27 protein-coding genes are annotated in these 23348 nt (G+C 31.5%); 4 read left to right on the top strand and 23 right to left on the bottom strand.

Annotated features, from left to right (window positions below; all coding sequences use genetic code 11):
- Positions 1-61: 61 nt before the first annotated feature.
- Genes ABGB03_RS05755 through ABGB03_RS05745 form a run of 3 tightly spaced genes read right to left on the bottom strand, consistent with a single transcriptional unit; the run spans position 62 to position 2352 of the window.
- Complete coding sequence (locus ABGB03_RS05755) at positions 62-820, bottom strand: GNAT family N-acetyltransferase (protein ID WP_167611369.1); 759 nt, start codon at positions 818-820, stop codon at positions 62-64.
- A 10-nt stretch (positions 821-830) separates the two neighbouring features.
- A complete protein-coding gene (locus ABGB03_RS05750; RefSeq protein WP_347926386.1) occupies positions 831-1220 on the bottom strand; it encodes a nuclear transport factor 2 family protein in 390 nt (129 codons plus the stop codon).
- A gap of 4 nt (positions 1221-1224) precedes the next feature.
- Complete coding sequence (locus ABGB03_RS05745) at positions 1225-2352, bottom strand: hypothetical protein (RefSeq protein WP_347925603.1); 1128 nt, start codon at positions 2350-2352, stop codon at positions 1225-1227.
- A 123-nt stretch (positions 2353-2475) separates the two neighbouring features.
- Between ABGB03_RS05745 and ABGB03_RS05740 the strand changes: the two genes are divergently transcribed.
- Positions 2476-3324 (top strand): C-GCAxxG-C-C family protein, encoded by an 849-nt coding sequence (locus ABGB03_RS05740; RefSeq protein WP_347925601.1) that lies wholly within the window; start codon positions 2476-2478, stop codon positions 3322-3324.
- An 8-nt stretch (positions 3325-3332) separates the two neighbouring features.
- Here the strand turns inward: ABGB03_RS05740 and ABGB03_RS05735 are convergent, their stop codons facing one another.
- The 10 genes from ABGB03_RS05735 to ABGB03_RS05690 form a co-directional block, all read right to left on the bottom strand.
- Complete coding sequence (locus ABGB03_RS05735) at positions 3333-3599, bottom strand: zinc ribbon domain-containing protein (protein WP_347925600.1); 267 nt, start codon at positions 3597-3599, stop codon at positions 3333-3335.
- A 13-nt stretch (positions 3600-3612) separates the two neighbouring features.
- Positions 3613-4068 carry a pyridoxamine 5'-phosphate oxidase family protein gene (locus ABGB03_RS05730; protein WP_347925598.1) on the bottom strand — a complete coding sequence of 152 codons (456 nt, stop codon included), beginning with the start codon at positions 4066-4068 and terminating at the stop codon, positions 3613-3615.
- A 10-nt stretch (positions 4069-4078) separates the two neighbouring features.
- Positions 4079-4594 carry a hypothetical protein gene (locus tag ABGB03_RS05725; RefSeq protein WP_347925597.1) on the bottom strand — a complete coding sequence of 172 codons (516 nt, stop codon included), beginning with the start codon at positions 4592-4594 and terminating at the stop codon, positions 4079-4081.
- A 50-nt stretch (positions 4595-4644) separates the two neighbouring features.
- Entirely contained in the window at positions 4645-5781 is a 1137-nt protein-coding gene (locus ABGB03_RS05720; RefSeq protein WP_347925596.1) for a metallophosphoesterase, read from the bottom strand.
- 86 nt (positions 5782-5867) lie between these two features.
- Positions 5868-6476, bottom strand: coding sequence for a CDP-alcohol phosphatidyltransferase family protein (locus ABGB03_RS05715; protein ID WP_347925594.1), 609 nt, complete (start codon positions 6474-6476; stop codon positions 5868-5870).
- Positions 6477-6555: 79 nt separating this feature from the next.
- Entirely contained in the window at positions 6556-6765 is a 210-nt protein-coding gene (locus ABGB03_RS05710) for a DUF2892 domain-containing protein (protein ID WP_347925592.1), read from the bottom strand.
- Between the two features lie 18 nt (positions 6766-6783).
- Positions 6784-7089 (bottom strand): hypothetical protein, encoded by a 306-nt coding sequence (locus ABGB03_RS05705; RefSeq protein WP_347925590.1) that lies wholly within the window; start codon positions 7087-7089, stop codon positions 6784-6786.
- A gap of 120 nt (positions 7090-7209) precedes the next feature.
- Complete coding sequence (locus ABGB03_RS05700; protein WP_347925588.1) at positions 7210-10404, bottom strand: efflux RND transporter permease subunit; 3195 nt, start codon at positions 10402-10404, stop codon at positions 7210-7212.
- An 8-nt stretch (positions 10405-10412) separates the two neighbouring features.
- A complete protein-coding gene (locus tag ABGB03_RS05695; protein ID WP_347925586.1) occupies positions 10413-11492 on the bottom strand; it encodes an efflux RND transporter periplasmic adaptor subunit in 1080 nt (359 codons plus the stop codon).
- Between the two features lie 8 nt (positions 11493-11500).
- Entirely contained in the window at positions 11501-12814 is a 1314-nt protein-coding gene (locus ABGB03_RS05690; protein WP_347925584.1) for a TolC family protein, read from the bottom strand.
- A gap of 192 nt (positions 12815-13006) precedes the next feature.
- On the opposite strand from ABGB03_RS05690, the gene ABGB03_RS05685 reads away from it, so the two are divergent.
- Together ABGB03_RS05685 and ABGB03_RS05680 are read left to right on the top strand one after the other, a co-directional pair.
- The gene (locus ABGB03_RS05685; protein WP_347925582.1) at positions 13007-13648 is read left to right on the top strand and encodes a hypothetical protein; all 642 of its coding nucleotides are present in this window, start codon (positions 13007-13009) and stop codon (positions 13646-13648) included.
- Complete coding sequence (locus tag ABGB03_RS05680) at positions 13645-14013, top strand: hypothetical protein (protein ID WP_347925580.1); 369 nt, start codon at positions 13645-13647, stop codon at positions 14011-14013. The genes ABGB03_RS05685 and ABGB03_RS05680 overlap by 4 nt, the downstream gene beginning before the upstream one ends.
- A gap of 92 nt (positions 14014-14105) precedes the next feature.
- On the opposite strand, the gene ABGB03_RS05675 is transcribed toward ABGB03_RS05680, so the two are convergent.
- The 10 genes from ABGB03_RS05675 to ABGB03_RS05630 all read right to left on the bottom strand — a co-directional run bounded on the left by ABGB03_RS05675 (position 14106) and on the right by ABGB03_RS05630 (position 21278).
- Positions 14106-14405, bottom strand: coding sequence for a chaperone modulator CbpM (locus ABGB03_RS05675; RefSeq protein ID WP_347925578.1), 300 nt, complete (start codon positions 14403-14405; stop codon positions 14106-14108).
- Between the two features lies 1 nt (position 14406).
- Positions 14407-15285, bottom strand: coding sequence for a J domain-containing protein (locus ABGB03_RS05670; protein WP_347925577.1), 879 nt, complete (start codon positions 15283-15285; stop codon positions 14407-14409).
- A gap of 81 nt (positions 15286-15366) precedes the next feature.
- Positions 15367-16041, bottom strand: a complete 675-nt coding sequence (locus tag ABGB03_RS05665; RefSeq protein WP_347925575.1) for an ABC transporter ATP-binding protein — start codon at positions 16039-16041, stop codon at positions 15367-15369.
- A gap of 1 nt (position 16042) precedes the next feature.
- Entirely contained in the window at positions 16043-17305 is a 1263-nt protein-coding gene (locus ABGB03_RS05660) for an FtsX-like permease family protein (protein ID WP_347925573.1), read from the bottom strand.
- On the bottom strand, positions 17305-18384 hold the full coding sequence (locus tag ABGB03_RS05655; protein WP_347925571.1) for an efflux RND transporter periplasmic adaptor subunit: 1080 nt from the start codon (positions 18382-18384) through the stop codon (positions 17305-17307). The genes ABGB03_RS05660 and ABGB03_RS05655 overlap by 1 nt, the downstream gene beginning before the upstream one ends.
- Before the next feature lie 2 nt (positions 18385-18386).
- Entirely contained in the window at positions 18387-19472 is a 1086-nt protein-coding gene (locus ABGB03_RS05650; protein WP_347925569.1) for a site-2 protease family protein, read from the bottom strand.
- An 11-nt stretch (positions 19473-19483) separates the two neighbouring features.
- Positions 19484-20095 (bottom strand): WG repeat-containing protein, encoded by a 612-nt coding sequence (locus tag ABGB03_RS05645; RefSeq protein WP_347925567.1) that lies wholly within the window; start codon positions 20093-20095, stop codon positions 19484-19486.
- An 85-nt stretch (positions 20096-20180) separates the two neighbouring features.
- Positions 20181-20477: a thioredoxin gene (trxA, locus tag ABGB03_RS05640; RefSeq protein WP_347925566.1), complete on the bottom strand. Its 297-nt coding sequence runs from the start codon at positions 20475-20477 to the stop codon at positions 20181-20183.
- Positions 20467-20865, bottom strand: a complete 399-nt coding sequence (locus tag ABGB03_RS05635; protein ID WP_347925564.1) for a DUF302 domain-containing protein — start codon at positions 20863-20865, stop codon at positions 20467-20469. Before ABGB03_RS05635 ends, trxA begins: the two co-directional genes overlap by 11 nt.
- The gene (locus tag ABGB03_RS05630; protein ID WP_347925562.1) at positions 20862-21278 is read right to left on the bottom strand and encodes a hypothetical protein; all 417 of its coding nucleotides are present in this window, start codon (positions 21276-21278) and stop codon (positions 20862-20864) included. Before ABGB03_RS05630 ends, ABGB03_RS05635 begins: the two co-directional genes overlap by 4 nt.
- A 156-nt stretch (positions 21279-21434) precedes the next feature.
- On the opposite strand from ABGB03_RS05630, the gene ABGB03_RS05625 reads away from it, so the two are divergent.
- Positions 21435-23318, top strand: coding sequence for a PAS domain S-box protein (locus ABGB03_RS05625; protein ID WP_347925561.1), 1884 nt, complete (start codon positions 21435-21437; stop codon positions 23316-23318).
- Positions 23319-23348 lie beyond the last annotated feature (30 nt).

The following is a 23348-nucleotide window of genomic DNA, read 5'->3' as shown; positions in this document are numbered from 1 at the left end:
AGGTTATAGTACTAATGTAAAAATTGAAGGTTATTTACAAAATGATATTGGTCAGTCTTGATTATAAATTTTCAACTTCCTTATTAAGAATATTCTTAAACCTAGTAGCACTTATATAGTGATCTTCTAATAACTTTCCATCGTGTAAAAGATTAAACACACCATAACCTGAAGGTGCATTTTTGGCTTCTTTTGCAGAATTTATCTTGGTGACTTTTAAATCGACACCATAATCCATTGCGGTATTCAACAAATCAAAGGCAGATTTTTCATGCCAAGGACATTGATCTGCATACACTAAATGCCAACCTTTATACTTTTTTTGCTGCTTTGTCCAGTCGAAAAGTTTTGGAATATCGGCATTCTTGTCCCATGTTTTTGATAACAATTCGAATCTACCTCTTCTATCTACTTCTGCAAAGCCATATTTTTCGAAAATGGTTTTATTTGCTATCCATGAGCCATCACTTGTCATAACACATAAGCCTGACATTTGCTGCTTTTTAGTCTCTTTTTCGGCCTCATTAATTAGTAAAGAACCATAACCCTTATCTCTGTCTTTTTTAGAATAAACAACTAGACAGTGTATAAACATAAAATTTTCAGCATTTACAGGTCTCCATGCTTGATTAGCTGAGATATATTCTATAAACCCGAGCATTTTATCGCTATTGTCCTTTAATATTTTTAAGTGCAAACCTTCTTTATAGCGTTTTTCAAACCATTTACGCTTACTTTCAAAACCAGGCTTTTTTATATCTTTAATACAGAACAATGTTTCTTGTTCCACATTATTGGGTGTCACTTCTATAATTTTCATAGTTTCTATTTTATGATTCTATAACTTTAGAGGTATGTATAGCAGGAATATCCCAAGCTTCTTTAATCTCACCATCGATAATACACCATAGCACAACAGCGTCAACCTTCATTGTTCTACCATCTAGCACCATGGTGTCTTTAACATGTGTGATGATTAGTTCATCTCCAAGAGGGATAATGGATATAGGATTTACCTTAAAAGAACCACTAGTACGATCTGCTATTTTTTGGAAGAAATCCGTTAAACCTGTGAGGCCAGAATAATCCCCTTCTAACTCAGTCAGTTTCGGATTAATATAATGCCAAACGAAATCTTCGGCTAAAACCTCAGCCAAGGTATTAGGATTTGCAGGGTTGAACCTCTTTAAAATACTGATATTTGGATGTTCTTTATTCATCATCTTAATTTACAACCCGTTGCTTTTTTGTATGTATAACCTTCAAGGTCAATGCACCATAAGTAATTGACAATATAACAACAGAAATAACTATTCCCACATACGGTATAGTTGTAAGTAGACGCATTAAGATGGTGAATCCTAAAGCTATCAATGTAATACTCCAAAATCCCCAATTCTTATTCTTTTTATACTTGAAATAATAGGCAAGTAATATTGAAGCAACAAAATGACCGAAAAACAAACTAAATATAAATATAGCAGTTGCGAAGAGCCCAATTGGGATACCAATAATCATTAATAACGCTACGACAATTAATAATGGAATACCAATGAGGTAAACCAATCCAAAGCCAAAACTTTTAAGCCAGTTATTTTCTAAGCCTTCAACAGCTATAGAAAATGCGTGTTTAAAGAGCGCATGAAAAACAAGAATTCCTAGAAAAGCAGATAAAATATATTTTACCCATAATGACAACGACTTCGTACCAAAGGTTGTTAAAGATAGCTGCGTTGCATCTTCTTTAAGATCTTCATTGAATTGCGCTTGAGTATTTATAAGCGCATTATTGAAATCTATTTCTCCATCGCTATGCCAATATTCAACATCCTTATAAAATTTAGCATTTGACCCAATGGTAATATCTTCTCCAACTATTTTTGAGGCTTCTCTTATAGTTCCATTTATTAGGACATCGCCACCTTTAATGTCAAGTTTTCCGAACACTTTGCCATTTATTTTAATATTTCCAGCAAAGCAATTTAGGTTTCCGTGAATTATGGCATTTTCCGTGAGGATAACTTCCCCACCAAAAACAACTAAATCATCACCTATTTCTGAGTCGATTGTAGTCCTTCCTACCGCTATACGAACGTCATCTGCTATATAACTGTTGAGAAATAATTCTCCTCCAGCTGCAGTTAAGTCTCCAATAATACTGTCATTAACAATGAGCTTTCCTCCAGCGATGACCAAGTCTCCTTGTATCACAGCATTTACTTTTATGGATTCTCCAGCGCGATAAGTATCATCCTGTTGTATCTTATCAATAATGATGACACCTTCATTCTCTGTTTGTCCAAAAGAGACTATTGAACAGAGTGTAACAAATAAAGTTATTAATGTTTTCATCAGTTCTAAGTTTTTGAATTGCACACTAAATCTACTCGTTATCAATGATTTATAAAATGATATATATCATTTATAATATTTAATACAAACATTATCTTAAAAAAGAATTTAATTTTAAATAAAATGAAAGCATCAATAAAAAACCAGAATGATGCCAAAGAAGTTTTTAGAAAATGCCAAACATGCTCTAGAACTTTTGCGCATTTATTAAATCGTGAATTTGAGCAATCAATGGAGCATGAAGAGCGTGCTCTTAATCCATTAGCAGGAGGCATTTTAAATCAAGGCCATCAATGTGGGATGCTTTGGGGAACAGCTTTGGCAATTGGAGCCGAATCTTTCCGTAAACATAAAAACCTTGACAAAGCCATTACCATTGCAGTTAATGCGACACAAGACATCATCACCTCTTTTGTAAAAACCTCTGGAGCTACAAATTGTAAAGACATAATTGGTTATAATCTCACAACTATTTTGGGTATGACAAAATTTATGCTTAAAACCACACTTCAAGGGATGAACAATAGTCTTTGCTTTAATCTCGCTGAACAATGGGCACCAGAAGCAGTTGAAACAGCAACTAAAAGTCTGTCGGCGGATATTGTTATAGTAGACAAGCCATTGTGTTGCACATCAGAAGTTTTGAAACAAATAGGAGCTAGTTATGAAGAAACTGTGATGGTTGCGGGATTTGCTGGTGGTCTTGGTTTGAGTGGGAATGCTTGTGGTGCATTAAGTACTACTATATGGAAACGTATGCTAGATTGGTGCCGAGAGAACACAAGTAAAAAACCACCTTTCTTCAACAACAAAGTGGCTAAAAAAATATTAAAGGCTTTTAATAAAGAAACTGATAAAAAAATACTATGTAGTGATATTTGTGGAAAAAAATTCAAAGATTTAAAAGATCACACCGAATATATAAAACAAGGTGGATGCAAAAAACTTATTAATGTGTTAGCCAACACATAAGTATATAGTTATTTTTTCCAACGTTCCAATCTTGGGATAACTCTTGTAAATAACCATGCTATAAATTTTGAAGATCCGTTCTCTACCATCTTATCTTTACAAAAGGCTTGCATTTCTTTTACTGTTCCATTAAATAAAAAATCGCCATCTTGATAACAGTAACTACAATAGTTTTTATTCTTAGTTCCACCTACATTTGTACCTCCTTTTTCAGGATCTTTTTGTATTGGCATCCCACAACTTTGGCAAAACTTATTGTTTTTTATAGTTTTCATAATTCTCTGTTTTTTAATATCTTCTTTTTTTACCAGTAATGCCTTCTATTTTGATTAAATACACGATAGGGTTATCTCCTTTATAAATTTTACTAGAAAACTCGCTAATATAGTCTAGTTTAATATGCTCTTTTTCCATAATAACATCTTTAACACCTAATGAGAATACATGAAGATATGACTTAGCATCACTACCAAAGTGCTGCTCAAACTTACCATGAACCAATACGGACTTCCAATTGTTAACAGTAGAGATTTCTGAAACTTGAAGTGATACTGCATTGTTTTTTCTCATTGCAGTTATTTTATGACCCTCTCCAGAGTAACAAATAATGGCATTATTAACTTGGTCAAAATAATAAGTAATTGGTACCACATAGGGTTTGTTTTGATAGATGTAGGACAAGTGACCTATATAATTGTTTTCAAGGATAAAGAGACTCTCTTTTATATTTAAGTTTTTTATCATCGTTTTAGTATTAAAGAATGGGTTTTATTAATGGTTTTAACTTATCGATAATTGCTTTTGAGAAAGAATCTATTTCTTCTAATTTAGATGCTCCAGTAATGGCATTAACCCCTTCCATTTTATATGAGCCTTGTCCAGAAGTTGTAAACGGAATAATTTTGTTTTTATCAGTTGTTGTTCTATTAATAAATTCTTCAATATCAACAGGGGGTTTCCAGTTTTCCCATGTATGAATTAATACAATTGCATTATAATCTTTAGGATTAATTTTTGAGAGTGAAGACACATCAATAACTTTTATAAAAATTGAATCCTGCTCAAAATGATTAATAATTTTGTTTGTAACCGCATTTTTAAAATCACTGCCTTGAGTAGCAATAACAATTTTACGACTGTAATCGGGAAAATTTACTTGAAACTCTTTAGCTGTTTCCATGGAATATTCATATTTATACCAAATTCCAAATAGCAACAAAAGCATTCCCGTAAATAAAACAAGTAATAATATTTTCTTTTTAGGATACATGGTTCACATTTTGTCTAAGTTATTTAATATTTACGCCTTAGACTATGATATTAATCAGTCTCGACCTTTAGCTCTATTAAACTAATTTCTGGTCGCATACCCAACCTTCCTGGAAAACCTAACCAACCTAAACCTCGATTGACATGTAAATATTGGTTTTTGCTATTGTATAAACCTGCCCAATGCTTGTATTTATACTTTATGGGGCTCCACTGCAACTGTTTGTATTGAAGTGCAGCTTGCATACCATGAGTATGCCCAGATAGTGTTAAGGCTATGTTGGTTTTGTCAACCACTTCTTCTGTCCAATGTGATGGGTCGTGAGATAGCAGTATTTTAAATGGAATAGCTCCAACTTTATTAATAGCTTTTTGCAAATCGCCATATTGCTTAAACGGTGGTTTACCCCAGTTTTCGACACCAATAATTGCTATTTTATCATTGTCTTTTTCAATTATATCCGATTGATTAAGCAATATGTTAAAATCATTCTCCTTATAAAAATTCTTAATGGCTTTAAAATTTTCTTGCTTTTCTTTTTTGGAATTCCATTCACTATAATCTCCATAATCATGATTCCCCAAAACAGCATATTTACCTATTGTTGCTGATAATTTCCTGAATACTCTAGTCCATCCACGTAATTCCCAAGCATAATTATTTACCAAATCTCCAGTAAAGAAAATAAGGTCTGGTTTTAAATGATTAATCTTGCTTACAGCACGCTTTAAAATATGAAATCGATAATTGAAACTACCTAAATGTAAATCTGAAATATGTACAATTCTTAAACCATTGAATGTTTTAGGTAAGTCTTTGAATTCAATTTTTAAATGATAGATTTTAAAGTTATAAATTGACTTAAAAATACCATAGACAATTACAAAAAAAGGCAGAAATCCAGAAAATAAACCTATAAGTGGAATAACTAAGAGTGATTCTTTTTCTGAAAACACAAAGTTTGTAAAGAATAAAATTGAAATAACAATTACAAAAATTATTTTGGGAATAAATGAAGATATTGTTAACCCATACAATGAAGATACGAGCAGTTGTTTTCTTCTGGGGTCTATATCATCTAATCTTACTTTTAGTACCATTATCGATATAATAAGTCCAATAGTAAAAACCCAAAACGCAATATGGATGGTATTTCTAAAAAATACAGAATCAATAAGTTGGGTCATGGATTGCAACCAATAAAAAGCAAAAATATCTACTACCAATATTGCAATACACAAAAGTAAAATAGTAAATAATGAGTAGCTTCGCATTAGAGAATATCATGTTGATTTTTGTCCTTTTTCAAACGACGCTTATCTCTAAGCGCCCAATAAATACCTTTTACATCTGACGCCCAATTATCATACATAAAAATAAGTGTTATCTCTTCAAAAGTTTCTATGAGTCCGAATACAATCATGATATAAAACAAAGCGTAATTTGGAGCAAAAAACAAAGAATATAAAATAAATGCACTTTGTATTATAGCTGACAATTTCGCAAAGTAGGTATGATATGCTGTAGCCTTGCCATATTTATAATAGGCAAGAATCATTTGTATAATGTATGGTACAAATGCAACGCTAATTAAAATGATATTTTTTTTGATGAATTCATTTTCAAAAACAAGTAATCCAATTAACCCAACCACAAGCGTTATTTGGTCGCCAAAAGAATCCAATTGTGAACCTCTTGGACTTGTTATTTTTAACTTTCTAGCTAAATACCCATCAATAGCATCAGTTGAGTAACTAATTAATAAAAACCATGCAAAAAGCTGTCTTTCGTCTAGCCATAATAATAACACAAGAAAAGGCGCTGCTATAACTCTATAGAACGAAAACCAATCAGCTATATTATAGTTTTTAAATGTGAGCATACACTTTTAATTTTCATAAAAATACATGAAACATTGTGTATTAAAAATGAGAAATGTCAGTTAAACGTTTAACTTTTTATTAATGTATTTCGCAACCTTCCCCTCCTTTTTTAACGCCCAATTTCACAAGTATGATTTCTAACAAACACCATTTTGTAAATGCCGATTGTATTAAGTTTACACCAATAAATACAGTAAACCACATCCATTTTGGGTTTACATAAACAGAAAGCACAACACTCAATAACACCATTGTACCTACGATTACTCTAAAATATGTATTTAACATTTTAGTTAATTTTTAAGTTTATATAAATTTTTCAATAGGAACAACAATCGCCTTAATAGGATTATTCGTTTCCAGATTTTTATTATGCATTTTTATTAAGTCGAATAGCGTATCAATATGTTTCTCATCTGTAAAAGAAAAAAACATGCTCGATTCGTTACCTCCTTTTTTACTTGGAAACCAACTTGACGTCCTTAATACAGAAGGTATGTTTTTATAACCATCAATATCTGAGCTACTAAAACTCTCGATATTTGCTTTTTTAAACAACTTCAAAACCTCGTTTTGAAATTCTTCAACTGCTGTTACTATTACTAGTTTCATGTTTTTTTAGTTTTATGGTCACTTCTAGTGATTTTCTTTAGAAAATTGTATCGAGAAGCCATTGGTAATGTTCTCGATACAATTTCGAATATTTTCGGAATCACTCGAACTGACGCAGTTTTATTTATAATTCTTCTTTTCAATCATATAATACACTAATGGCACAACCAACAACGTAAGAACTGTACTTACAATGGTTCCTCCCATTAATGAAATAGCCAATCCTTGAAAAATTGGATCAAACAAAATCACAAATGCTCCAATAACAACTGTTCCTGCTGTTAACAAGATTGGCGTTGTTCTTACTGCTCCTGCTTCAATTACCGCTTGTTTTAATGGGATACCTTCATCTAATCTCAAATTGACAAAGTCGATTAGTAAGACTGAATTTCTCACCATGATTCCAGCTAAAGCAATCATACCAATAAAAGATGTTGCTGTAAAAAAGGCTCCCATAACCCAGTGACCTAATACAATTCCAACCAAGGATAATGGTATAGCAACCATCATTACAATAGGTGCTTTAAAGTTTTGGAACCAACCAACAATTAAGATGTAGATGATAATGATAACTCCCAAAAAGGCAATTCCTAAATCCCTAAATACCTCAAGTGTAATTTGCCATTCACCATCCCATTTTACGGTATAATCGTCTTCAAATTTAGGTTGATTTAAATACAATTCATTCATAGTATACCCTTCAGGAAGATCGATAGCTTTTAACTTATCTTCCATTCCTAAAATGGCATATACAGGACTTTCCAATTCACCTGCCATATCTGCTAACACATATACCACACGCTTTTGGTTTTTCCTATAAATACTTTTGGCTCTTGTATTTTGTTTAATATCTACCAAGTCTGCTATAGGAACCATATTACCTTGTTGAGACTTTACTTTGAGCTGAGAAATATCTGTAATAGTAGATTTTTCTTTTTCGTCTAAAGCTAATACCAAACCAACTTGATTTACAGCGTCTTCATCATACAATGTCGTAATAGCTCTGTTAGATAAAGCCATATTCATGGTATAGGCTATTTGTTGTGGAGCTACTCCATAAAGCATTGCTTTTTCCTTATCTATCACAAATTCATATTCAACTTGGTCATCTTCAACCATCCAATCTACATCAACAACATCAACTGTGTTTTTTAAAATGTTTTGTATCTCATTAGCTACTTCAATTTGCTTACTGTAATCTGGCCCATATACTTCGGCAACAATAGTCGACAATACTGGAGGTCCTGGTGGCACTTCAACCAATTTTATATTAGCATTAAACTTGTTTCCAATAGCTTGAATATCATCACGCATCGACTTTGCAATATCATGACTTTGTGCACTTCTATCATGCTTATCAGTAAGATTCACTTGAATATCGGCCATATTACTTCCTCCACGTAAATCGTAATGTCTCACCAATCCATTAAAAGTTATTGGTGCTGACGTACCAACATAACTTTGATAGTTAACTACTTCTGGCCTGGTTGATAAATACTGTGCTATTTCTTTAGTGACAACTCCTGTTCTCTCGAGAGTTGTGCCTTCTGGCATGTCAATGACAACTTGAAATTCATTCTTATTATCGAAAGGCAACATTTTTACAGCAACCGATTTGGTAAAAAATAAACTCACCGAACCCATTAACAATAAGAATGTAATCCCTAAAAACAACCAACGCTTGGTTTTGTTTTCAATTAGTGGCGTTTCAAATTTTGAATAAACCTTGAAAATAAATGTCTCTTCCATTGGCTTTTTAGCCTTCTTAACTTTGCCTTTTTTATCTTTTTCACGAAGGAAGATATAGCCCAAATATGGAGTTATGGTCAAAGCCACAAATAAAGACAACAACATGGCTATCGATGCTCCTATCGGCATCGGACTCATATATGGTCCCATTAAACCAGATACAAATGCCATTGGTAATACTGAGGCTATAACTGTAAATGTTGCTAAAATAGTTGGATTTCCAACCTCATTAATTGCATACAATGCTGCCTGTTTAAATGGCAAACGTTTCATTTTAAAATGCCTGTGCATATTTTCGGCAATAATAATAGAGTCATCGACAACAATACCAGTTACAAACACTAAGGCGAATAAGGTAATTCGGTTAAGGGTATAATCAAGCATGTAATAACTTAAAAGCGTTAAGGCAAACGTAATTGGCACTGATAAAAATACTACCAAACCTCCTCGCCAACCCATAGCAAGCATTACTACAAGCGTTACAGCAATAATAGCTCCTATAAGGTGCATTAACAGTTCTGATACTTTCTGTGAAGCTGTTTCTCCATAGTTTCTAGTAACCTCGACATGTACATCATCAGGAATAAGCGTCTTTTTTAAATGCTCAACCTTATCAAGGATCACATCAGAAATTTTCATCGCATCTGCTCCTTTTCTTTTTGCAACTGAAATAGTTACTGCTGGATATTCCGATTTATAGGTATCAGCTTTTTGGCTAGCTGCCCCAAAACCAAGAGATACATATTTGTTTGGTATTTCTGGTCCATCTACAATAGTCGCTATTTGTTTTAAATAAATTGGCTGATTTTGTTGCACGCCAACTACCAAATTCTCAACATCTGTAATTGTTTCTAAAAACTTTCCAGTGGTTACTAAAAATTCGGTATCGCTTTTATTAAATTTTCCAGAACTTAATTGCTGGTTATTGGCTTTTATCATTTCTGAAACAGATAAAAAATCCAACCCACTGGCTGCCAATTTATCTTTATCCAATACTACACGTAATTGACGGTCTCTACCTCCTATTTTATGTGTAATTGCTACATCATTAATCTTTTCAATTTCACTCGTGAGCTCCTGTGCCATTTGGTTGAGCTGAAAATCGTCATAATTTTCACTCCAAAGTGTTAATCCAAGCATTGGCACATCGTCAATGGCACGTGTTTTTACCAATGGGAACGTCACACCTTGTGGCATTTGATCCATGTGTTTGTTTATTTCGTTGTAGAGTTTTACAAACGAACGCTCAATATCTTCGCCCACATAAAACTGTACAATCACCATTCCCTGTTCTTTCATAGACGTAGAATACACATACTCTACGCCTTTAATATTAGAAATAAGTTTTTCTAATGGTTTTATAACACGAGACTCAACTTCTGTTGGACTTGCTCCAGGATAACCAACAAAAATATCTGCAATTGGTACATCTATTTGTGGCTCTTCCTCTCTTGGTATCAAAAACGAACTATACACTCCAACAACCATAAATACGATCATTAAAAGCACCGTAAGCTTAGATCCTATAAAGCTTTTGGCTATTTTTCCTGCTAAACCTTCTTTCATAATTATAGTTATTGAATAGTTACTTTTACTCCATTATAGAGTTTTCCTTCAGCTGATAAAATGTATGATTCATTAGCAGATAAGCCAGATAATACTTCTACTTGGTCTCCATAAGTTCTACCCAAACGTAACCAACGTAACAATGCTGTATTACTTTGACTAACTGTATACACACCAGAAAGCTGTCCTTTTGTGATTATAGCTTCAGTTGGAATTAAAATCAATTCAGTAGTTGAATTTTTATCGACTGGAAATTGAACTGTTGCAAACATGCCTGATAGCATATTGGCATCACTTTTATCTAAAGCAATTTTTACTAGATATTGTCCACCTGTATTTTTAGCAGATGTACTAACTTCGGAAACCTTTCCCTTTAATGTTTTGTTTATAGATTTAACCAAAACATCAACTTCAACGTTTTTCTTTATTTGAGAAATCTCGGTTTCAGGCACCATTGCAATCACCTCAAAATTCCCTGGAGATTCTAAAGAAATTAGTGGTTGTCCTGGGTTAGCCATATCACCTGTTTTAACTGTTTTTACAGTAATAACACCGCTAAAAGGTGCGGTAATATTTGAATATGTAAATTGTGCATTTACTTCATTTTTCATTTGATTAGCAGCTTCCAAACGTGCTTTAGCCATTTCATAATGAGCTGTTACATCGTCCAGCTCTTTTTGTGATGCACTATTATTTTCAAACAAATTTTTAAAGCGGTTGTAGTCTTTTTGGGCATTATTGAATGCAGCTGTCGCTTCGGTAATACTTGCAGTGACTTGCGCGCGTTTTGCTTGTAAATCGGCATTATTAATAGACACCAATAACTGTCCTCTATTCACTTTGTCACCAACATTTACATAGATTTTAGAAACAAAACCCATCATACGCGTGCTTAAATCGGCACTATTAACCGATTGAATTTTACCGCTAACAGCTAAAAATGGATTATTATTATTTGCCGATGCATTGTTAATTTTTACTGTGATTAGTTGTGTATTACCCACTACAACTTTCTCGTCGTCACTACCACAACTTGCTATTAATAGTGATACTGTAGTGACCGCTAATATGTATATGTATTTTTTCATCTTAATAATTATTCTTTAGTTAGAAATTGTAAATATGCTTGTGCGTAATTGTATTCGAAAATGGTTTGATAATACTTTAATTGCTTTTGAGCATACTGCGTTTCTACTGCTAACAAATCTGACGTTTTTTCTAATCCTTCTTCAAACCTGTCTATTCTAATCCTTAAGGATTCTTTAGATTGTTCTAGTGCTAATTGTGTTAAATTCAATCTGTTTTCAGCATCGGTTAGCATTCGCTTCGCTTTATTTAATTCTAAATTACTTTGCGATACATATTGTTCATACTCTAGCTTAGACTTATCAAATTCTGCTTTGCTCTTTTGTGCTTTTCCAAAACGTTTAGAACCTTCAAAAATATTCCAACTTAATTGTGCACCAAATAAATAGCCATTTGCACCACCTTGGAAGACTTTGTCATCATAAAGCTCATAACTTCCAAAAGCATTTAGTCGTGGAAGAAAAGCCATTTTATCAGCTTTATTCATCGCTTTATAAGCATCTAAAGCCAATTGCATTGCTTTAATATCAGAACGATTTTCGGTAATGCTTTTATTAGCATATAGATTAACATTAGAAACTTTTAAACTATCTGTTGGTTTTAGAATAGCATTCGTATTTGTATTCATTAAAAAAGATAAATAGTTTGATGCGTTTTCCACATTACTTTTGGCTGTTTGTAATTGGTTTTTAATTTCAGTAACTCTAACTTCAACAGACAAAACATCGGCACGTTGTAAATAACCTTGCTTATAACTATTATCAGCTAGTTTTTTATTTTCATTAGCTGTTTCCAACGCTAGCTCTAAAACATCTACACCTTTATAGGCCAATTGTAGCTGCATATAAGCTTTATCGACTTCAAACATTAAATAGTCTGTAGTTCTTTCGGTTTGCAAAGACATAGCCTCCATTTTTGACTTAGCAGCTTTACGCTGATAAATGCCATCCACATTAATTAGCGGTTGTTGAATCTCAATTTTGGTTGTATAATTCTCAATTTGAGAAGGGTCATTTAACAAGCTAGGGTTGAAATCGTTTTGAGTTAGAATTTCCTGGTTTAATTTAGAACCAAAAGCCATCAATGGGTTTGTGGCTAGAATTCCAGTATGGGATGCTGTAATGTTTGGTAAAAAAACAGCATTAGTTTGTCTATAGTCTGCTCTAGCTTGAAAAAATTTCTGTTCCGAAATTTTTATTGATAAGTTTTCCTTAGAAACCCTATTTAAAACCTCTGCTTTAGAAATTGGAACAGTTTTTTGTGCCTTTACTACCGATGTCATTAGTAAAAGCATGATGATTAATATGTATGTATTGTGCTTCATTATCTTTTAATTTGATGCAAAATTAAGTTCTTAAAGAAGCAGAGTCAGTAACCTATGTTACTTCATTAAGTAACTTATGTTACCACAATTGATAAACTAATTTGTGTTTATTAATAACTAAAGTGGCTGATATATATCATTGCTATACTAACGCACATGGAATAATTTTACGCTATAAAAAAAATTGAAGCCATGAAATCATTTTACTATATCGTAATAGTATTGCTGCTCACAAGTTGTACAACAATAAAAATGACAGATACTTGGGTTAATAAAGAATACACAAATTATCAACCAAAAAAAGTACTTATTGTAGGTCTTACCGGCAATTTGATTGCACGAAAAATGTTTGAAGAACAACTAAAAACAGAATTTACAAACAGAGGTATTGATGCTGTTGAAAGTTATGATGTCTTTAAACCTACTTTTACCAGTTTAAAACAAACCGAAGGAGATATTGAAAACGAAATAAAAAGAATCTCCAATGAAGGATTTGATGCGATTTTAATTTCCGCAGTAAAAGGTATAGATGAAAAGGTATCTTATAGTGGTGACACCTACCGAAGAGATTATTATTGGAGACGTTTTGGTCTTTATTATTATTTGGTTCAAGATGTTTATCTAGTTGAAGGCTATTATAACAAATATGATATTTACCATATAGAAACCTCATTATATAATTTAAAAGAGAATAACGATAAGTCATTAGTTTGGGTAGCATCCTATGATATTGTAGACCCTAAACGAATTAATACTACTGTTACAAATTATGTAACTGCTATTATTAAATCCCTAGAAGAAAAACGAATAATCAATGAAAATTATATGCCATGAAAAAAGCAAAATTTATAAGTATCGTCTTTTTACTTGGTGCTTTTTTAAGTCTAGAAAATTGTGGTCCAGTTATTATTTCATCCAGACCAAGCCACCCAACACCACCATGGTTTTATCCCAACAGAGTTGTTAATGTTAGATATGTTTACTTTCCAGATTATACTATTTATTACGATTTAACTTTACGTAAGTACATTTATCTTGATAATGGTGCTTGGATAACCGTAAATGTATTGCCAACAAGATTTAATGGTATTAATCTAAGGCGAACAAAACAAGTTAGAGTTGAAAATTATTATGGCAACGACATTAAAGAATACCATTCGAGAACGAGAACTCCAATAAAAAGCAGGCGCAAGAGTTAACTTTTAGCTTATTTGTTTCTGTTTTTAACTCTCAATACTTCATACTCAAAGGGTAGTTATTTACCTTTTTATTTATATTTTATGGTTGAAAATCATTTGAAATTTTCGTAAAAATCCAACCTGTTCTTTAGTGTTACAATTTCATCTTGTAAAGTCTCCACTTGTTTTAATAAATTATAAATAGCGTCAATACCTTCAAGGTTTATATCAAGATCGTAGTGTAATCGCATCATTTTTTCAACTTCATTGAGTTGTGCGGTTTTTAAATAATTTTCATCATTAGCGACTATTATTTCAACCAATTCATACTCATGCAAAGCATTAATAAATGTTTTAGGAACATTATAATACTTACAAAACTGTTGTATTGAAATTAATTTTGTGGTTTCCATATTATCTCAATTTTGCTAATTCTGTAAAGAGTTCTTTTTCTTTGGCTGAAAGGTTTGTTGGTGTTTTAATATTATAAGTAACATATAAGTCACCAAATTGCCCTTGTTTTTTATATACTGGGAAACCTTTGCCCTTAAGTTTTACTTTTGTTCCGTTTTGGGTTTCTGGTTTTACAGTCAACTTCACTTTTCCATCAAAAGTGTTTACAGTAATCTCTCCACCCAAGAGTGCTTTATACAAATCTAAATCTATCGAGGTATATAAATTATCACCATCTCTTTTAAATTGTGTTGAATTAACAATTGAAAACTGAATGTACAAATCGCCATTTGGACCTCCATTAATACCTTTACCTCCATGTCCTTTTATCTTAATGACTTGACCATTCTCTACTCCTGCAGGAATGGTAATGCGAATATTTTTATTGCTAACAGTTAAGGTGCGTTTATGGGTAGTGTAAACATCTTTAAGATCCAGCTGTAATTCGGCATTAAAATCCTGTCCTCTAAATTTGGCTTGTCTTCCTTGTGTTCTTGATGCTCTACCACCGAACATAGACTCAAAAAAATCTGAGAAATCTTGTTCAGAGTGTCCTTGAGTACTATATTGTTGAGAATACTGCTGTTGCTGTTTTGCTTTCTCATAAGCTTCAGCATTTTGCCAATGTTCACCATATTGGTCGTACTTCTTTCTATTTTCAGGGTTGCTTAATACTTCATTGGCTTCGTTAATTTCTTTGAATTTTTTTTCGGCAACCTTGTCGTTAGGGTTTAAATCTGGATGATACTTACGTGCCAATTTCCGATAAGCCTTTTTTATATCTTTCTCGCTAGCGTTTTTGGATACTTCCAATATTTTATAATAATCTATAAAGGCCATTATAATGATGATTTAAGTAACAATATAGTTCTAATTTAAAAATCATAAAATGACATTAGTCATCTAAAGCTTTTGGTTTGCTCAAACTATAATTTTACCATCTTCCATCTGTATGATTCTATCGGTCTTTTTCGCAAAATCTTTATCATGTGTAACTACTAAAAGTGAAAGACCTTGCTCGTTGCTTAATCGCTCAAATATGTTGAATACATTTTCAGCGTTATGACTATCCAAATTCCCAGTAGGTTCATCTCCCATTATAATTGAGGGATTATTAATAAGTGCTCTAGCTATAGCAACTCGTTGCTTTTCGCCACCAGAAATTCGCGATGCGCGTTTTTTTGCTAGATGACCAATGTTGAGCATTTTTAACTTCTCTATTGCATCACACTCTATTTCTTGATGTGATTTTTCGGCTAATTTTTTGGCAGGAAGCATCACATTTTCCAACACTGAAAACTCCGATAACAAATAATGAAATTGAAATACAAAACCAATACTTTTATTTCTTATGTAAGAAAGATTATCTCTACTTTGATTAGTAATAAGTTTGTTATTTAAAAAAAGTTCTCCTTCATAATCTGTATCCATTGTAGAGAGAATATAGAGTAATGTCGATTTCCCACAACCTGATTTTCCCATTATTGAAGCAAATTCACCTTTTTTAATCTCAAAATTAATATCTTTTAAAACATGAAACATCACAGGTTTCCTAAAGTATTTATTAATATGTTTTGCTTCTAATACAATACTCATGTTACTGCCCTCTTATTATTCGTACTGGGTCGATTTTTTTAGCTTTTTTTGATGGTAGATAACCTGCTAAAAAGGTTGAAAGCATGGCAAATGAAAAACCAATTATAAAAAACAAAGGATTCATATTTATTGGATAAGTTTCTACAGTAGGTAACGCTTCTGTTTTAAACGGAATTGTATCTATTAAACTTACCAAGCCATAACCAATAAGCAACCCTAAAACACCTCCAACAAAACCAATAATAATTGCTTGACTCATAAATATAAGTTGTACATCCTTACCCGAAAAACCTGTAGCTTTTAGTATAGCAATGTCATTCATTTTTTCATAAATAAGCATATTTAGTATATTATAAATACCAAACCCTGCGACAATAAGTAGTGTTATAGAAACAGCATACGTAATAAGGTTTCTAATAGTTGTTCCTGTTTCAAATTGTGCATTTGCAGTTTTAATATCCATAGCAGTAAGGTTAAACTGCTGCTCTATTTTTTTTGACATTGGAATTGCTTGTTCAATATCATACAACTTCACATTAATATCGGTAATATAATTATTGGCTTCACCTAAAATACGTTGTACTGTTTTAATATTGGTAAAACTTTGAATAGCATCTAAATCGGCTATGCCACTTTGATAAAAACCAACTATTTTTAATGGGAAAATACCGCCATTTATAGGACTTATTTGTACACGATCACCAACTTTTAAAGACATTTTATTTGCTATGCCAATACCAAGCAAAATACCATTATCTGTATTTTGTAAATCTTCGGCAGAACCTTCTACAATATAATCTCCCATATTAAAAAGATTAGCTTCATCAATGGCGTTAATACCTGTGAGATTACCTCCCAATTCTATTGAACCTGCTATATAAAATATTTGTGTTTTTATTTGAGGAAGTGCACCTCGCACATTAGGATTCTCTTCCAAATACTTTATAATTGGCAAAGCATTATGAATTTTTTTTTGACTTAGTTTGGGCTTAATGGAATGCACGACATTAAAGCTTCCTTCTACATTCTCATATAGTGAAATAGGTTGCTTTTTTGAGGGTTCAATCTCATTATAAACATGAATATGTGGCGTTTGATTTAATATTAAATCATCTAACATGCTATTCAATCCAGTCATAAAACATACTAAAGTAATGTAAGCACCAATTCCAAAAGTAACACCTAGAGCAGCTGTAGATGTTTGCTTAATCTTTGTTAGCAAATGGGTTTTGGCAATGTTTAGTATGACGCTCCAGTTTGCCATTATTTTGGGTTATAAATATATGTGTCTTTGGTAATTCCAGTAAGCACTTCTATGAGTTCCATGTTTTGCAAGCCTGTTGTGATGGTAACCAATCCTTCATCTGTTTTGACTTTATTTCCATCAATAATGTAAGATTTTGGAATCGATAACACCTTGTTTTTTGTAGCAATTACTATGTTGGCCTCACCTGAAAGTCCAGGATATAAGACTTCTGGAGGATTCTCAAAAACAGCCTCTACCTTAAAGGTTTGATTTCGTTGGTCTTTTTGAGGATATATTTTAGATACTTTCCCATTAAAAACCTTATCTGAATAAGCATCTAAATTGATTAAAACATCTTGCTCTTCACTAATTTGTACAATATCTACTTCGTCTACCAACATTTCGATAATAAAATTAGTAGCACTACCAATTGCCGCTAAAGGTTCCATAGTTGTAACAATTTCTCCAGGCTCCTTATATAATGCATAAACTTTACCATTTATTTTACTTTTAACTGCGAAATCCTTGGTTGCTATTAATGATGTTTGATAGTTGTTTTGAGCTTGTTTTACAGCAGTTAACAACTCATTCTTTGTCCTGTTATACTTACTCCTCAATAGTTTTAGATTGTTTGACGCTAAATCGTAGTTTAACTTTCTTGCATCAAACTCAGCTTTAGAACCAATATTCTTGTCCCATAGGTTTTTTTGCCTAAAATAATTAATGGAATCATTCTTGCATTTTAGTTTAGAAGCAGCTATTTCTTCTTCAATGCTACTTAAAATAGCTGCACTACCATTATAATTTTCTTTTGCTAAATTCAGTGCAAACTTTGCGTTTTGTGAATTAAGCTTTGGCGTGTTATTAATAATTTGCATAATCGTTTCTCCCTTTGAAACCAATGCGCCTTCATCTACTAAATTAGCATCTAAAATACCTGCTACAATTGCATAAGCTTGATACAAACTATCTGGTTGAATAGTTACAGATGAATAGACCGATTCTGTTAAAGTAGTTTCTGCTGGAAGAATTTTATCCTGCTCTAAAGAGCAGGATAAAATAATTAATGAAATAATAAAAATGCGAATTAATTTCATACTCAATAAACTAATTTAGATTGTAACAATATATATTCATTTAAATTAATACTATCTATTGCTCCAACAAGTTTTTCATTTTCCAGAACAGGAAAAAACGATTTTCTTTTACTTTGTATCAAGGTGTAAACTTCTTTAAGGTCATCATTAACATCAAGTTCTTTAAAGTTAGTATCCATGATATCCTTTACAAATATATTTTTGTTTGAGTTGTCTATAATGTCCTTGTGATACAACAATCCTACAATGGTCAAATCTTTAACAACCACAAAGTTGTTTTCTGTTCCAGAAATTATTTTATCAACTACAATATCAATAGAATCTTCGGGCTTAAATACCGTAATGTTTGTCATCATAGCATCTTCAACAGTATGCCCTTTAAGCAAGGATAAATGCAACACCATTTGATTTTCTCCATAAGCTCCTAAAAAAATAAAAAGCGCTATAAATATCAAGAATGGATTATACAACAGCCCAATTAACAAAAAAGCAAGTGCAAAAACTTGACCAATGCTCGATGCAATTTGTGTTGCTCTTACACGATCTATTTTCATGGCCAATAAAGCTCTTAAAATACGCCCTCCATCCATAGGAAATGCTGGAATAATATTAAATATTACAAGTCCTACATTAACAATAAACAAGTAAAGTAAAAAATTTTGTAATGTAAGCTTGCTAAATGTTTCTAAATTTTCGGTTAAATTGATATTTGCCAATTTATGAATAGGCACAAATAAATAGATTAAAATTGCAATAGCTACATTAACCAAAGGCCCAGCAATCACAACCATAAGTTCTTGTTTAGGTGACTCAGGGATTTTATCTAAACTCGCCATACCACCAATAGGAAGTAAAGTAATTTTTTTTGTATTGACTCCAAAACGTTTGGCCATAAAGGCATGCCCTAGTTCATGCAATACAACACACATAAAAACAGCTAAGACAAAAGCTACATTAAACAAAATGCTTTTGGCTGTACCTCCTCGTTTTAGTTCATCAAAAACTATCCACAGGATTAAAAAGAAAAATGTCCAGTGTACTATTATTTTTATCCCAGAAATACTCCCCAAATTTAAACTTGCTTTCATTATGAATGATTCTACTCAATAATTTTTTTTATTGTCCACTTTCCTTTTTCATTTTTAGTAGCTACAAGATTGTCTGAAATTTGCTTTGATGTAAATTTTGGTGGGTTACGTAAAAACTTTTTGTCTAAAACAACATTGTTACCCTTTTGAGTTAGATAGTTTTTTACATTACCATCTCTATCTATAGTCACTTCATAATATTTATAGTATACAACAACTTTATCTAAAGCTATATTTTTACCAATTTCTTCTTTTTTAAGTTCTAATACTGTTGCAGTATTATTTTTAAAATTTGTAGCATTTAAAAAACGAGGTTCAATAACTGTTTTACCAAAAGTGTTTATGTATCCAAAATATGAAATCCCATTTTTTTTATTTACAATTAAACACCTTCCATTTTTAAAAATAGGATAATCACCATCGGGAGATTTAGTAGTCACTAAATCATTTCTAAATTTTACAATAATATCACCATCTTTATTAATAAATGCCCATTGATTATCTTTTTTGATGGCAGCAATACCCTCGGTAAAAGGTGAAATATAGTCTAAGTTTTCTGTAGTTTGTGTAAAGCTACTAACAGAAATAAGAACTAGTAGCGTAAACATAATTATTTTTTTCATGATTATATCATTTTATAATTAGTAACTCAAAAATAGTGCTGAACCTAATATTATAAAATGATATTCCTCATAAAGAGATGATTTATTAGTATGATTTTACAACATTTATAATCTCGTTTTTTTGGAGTACACCAGACTGTCGCCAAACTTGTTTTCCTTTTTTAAACAATAGCATAGTTGGTACACCACGCACTTGATATTTTGCTGCTAATGATTGGTTTTTATCAACATCAATCTTTATTATTTTTATGGTATTTCCAAGTTCTTCTTTTACTTCTTTTAATACAGGTGCCAACATTTTGCAAGGACCGCACCAATCCGCAAAAAAATCTACTAGTACTGGTGTTTCTGAATTGATGATATTATTAAAATTAGTTTTCATTATGTACGCTATTTATAATATTTTCAAGCTTAGAGCTCACCTCTTGAGCCACAACTTTTAATGTAACATTATTTACTGCTTGCATAGACACTAAAGGATTAATAGCTGAAACTTCAATAGTGTTTGACGAAAGTTCTTGAATAATAATATTACAAGGTAACATGGTGCCAATTTTGTCTTCAGCAAGCAATGCTTTGTATGCAAAAGACGGATTGCAAGCTCCTAATATTTTATATTTCTTGAAATCAACATTAAGTTTCTTTTTTAGAGTTTGTTGTATATCAATTTGTGTTAGTACACCAAACCCTTCCTTTTTTAACAGTTCAACAACTTTGACTTCTATATCTTCAAAGCCTCCAGTTACAATTGTGTTATAATAATATTTCATGTTTTAATCTTTTTTAATTCCATATCTAATTTAGCTAACACCATTAGTTCTGATTTATTTACTTTAGAAAAAGAAGTTGCCACAGCTCTAGCTGTTTTTAGTATAAGTGTTTTTATGTCATTAGTAAATAATGATTCATACTCTCTTTTAAAAGTTATGAAGCTGTTATAGCAAGCTTCTGCATTATACTCGTTATCGTTGTGTAACCACTTAAAAGTATTAATAATTGAATGCTCAACCGTTGTTTTTAAACTATCTTCAATAGCATTATTTGTTAACCATTCCTTTTTTACAATTTCTTTTAATTTGTCAAGTTCTTCGTCTCTTACATTACCATCTATTGCTGCAATGGCATAAAATAACTTACCTAAGTTTTGGTAAAACTTAGGTGCTAGTTGTTTCTCTATTTTCATCTTTAAAAAATTATACTGTATAAAAATAAATACTTGTCTTTAATTTAATTATGATATAAATCAGTTCTATAATTAATTCAAAAAACTTAATCTTACATATTGATATGGATGCATATAACTTTAGTATCTTTATAATTCAATAAACTTTTAATAAAAATGTTTAAGCAAGACCAAGAGATTTTTAATATTCTTTTAGAAACTGTTTCTCAAGGTGTAATTATTGTTGATGAGCACCAAGTTATAATTGAAGTTAACAAATATGCAGTAAAAATATTTGGTTTTCCCAGGACATATCTAATAGGTCAATCGTTAAACATTCTTATTCCAACAGAGTATCATATAAATCATAATTTACATTTTAAAGGTTTTGTAAAAGAAGGAAAGCGTCGTAAAATGCGTGAAGAGACTATGGAAATTTTTGGTGTTCGGAAAAATGGAAATAGATTTCCTGCCAAAATTGAGTTAAACCCTTTTAAAATATATAATAGAACATATATAATGGCTTTAATTAATGATCTATCAGAGAAAAAGAAGATCAAAAAAAAGCTCATGTTAAAGAACAAAGCATTAAAATCCGCCAGTAATGGAATTGTTATAACAGATGCTTTAAAACCTGACAACCCAATTATATATTTTAATCCTGCTTTTATAAAACTTACTGGTTATTCTAAGGAAGAAATACTACATAAGAATTGTAGATTTTTGCAAAAAGATGACAGACAACAGGAAGCCATAAATAAACTACAAAACGCTGTTAAAAATGGTGAGAGCTGCCAAGTAACATTAAGAAATTATAAAAAAGATGGCACACTTTTTTGGAACGATTTAAGCATAACTCCTATAATTAACAAGAAAGGGATTGTCACAAACTATATTGGAATACTAAATGATATTACCGATAAAAAAGTTATAGAAGAGGAAAAAAATCACCTAGCTACCATTTTTGATGAATCTTTAAATGAAATATATGTTTTCGATGCAAAAACTTTACAGTTTTTAAATGCCAACTATGGAGCTCAAAAAAACATAGACTATACTTTAGAAGAGTTAAAAAACATGACACCTGTCGATGTTAAACCCCAATATACAGAGTCCCAGTTTAGAAACGAACTAAAAATGCTAGAAAAAGATAATGTCGAAAAAATAGAATTTGAAACCATACATCAGCGTAAATCTGGGACTACTTACCCTGTTAGTGTTCATTTGCAACGATCAAAATTGGGAGACCGAGATGTTTATGTTGCCATTATTTTAGATATCACTGAACAAAAGAATTATACTGAAAAACTAGAAGAAACTGTAGCAAAACGCACAGAGGAATTAAAAACTGCACTGACTGCAGAAAAAGAGCTTAATGAGCTAAAAACAAAGTTTTTGTCTTTAGTGTCTCATGAATTTAAAACACCTTTAAGTGGTATATTAACATCAACCATGCTACTCAGTAAATATAAATTAGAAGAACAACAAGATAAGCGTGACAAGCACATTAAAACTATTACTGATGAAGTACATTATCTAAACAATATACTAACTGACTTTTTATCTATTGAAAAAATTGATAAAGGGAAATACAATTATAAATTTAATACATTTAAAGTAAGTAAGGTTGTAAATGAGGTTGTTTATAACGCAAATATGTTATTAAAAGAAGGACAACATATTAATTATCCTCAAAATATTGATGACTTATTATTACACCAAGATGAAAAAATTATTGAACTAGCTTTATCTAATTTAGTACATAATGCCATAAAGTACTCTCATGAAAATTCTGTCATAGATATTGATATTACGCAAACCAAAGAATTAACAATCTTTAAAATAAAAGACAATGGTATTGGAATTCCTTTAAAAGATCAAAAAAATATATTTAATCGCTATTTTAGAGCAGAAAATGTTTTAACAACTCAAGGCACAGGTATTGGATTAAATATTGCAAAAGATCACATAAATAATTTGAAAGGTGAAATCTATTTTGAAAGTTTGGAAAATAAAGGGTCTATTTTCACTATAGAAATACCTAATAAAGCAGAACAATAAAATGAATGTTATTGAGAATTTCTTATAACA

It is taken from the genome of Pontimicrobium sp. SW4, from assembly GCF_039954625.1.
In the GTDB taxonomy this organism is placed as follows: domain Bacteria; phylum Bacteroidota; class Bacteroidia; order Flavobacteriales; family Flavobacteriaceae; genus Pontimicrobium.
The sequence above is the reverse complement of the archived record's forward strand: the minus strand, read 5'-3'. Positions and strand labels throughout refer to the sequence as shown.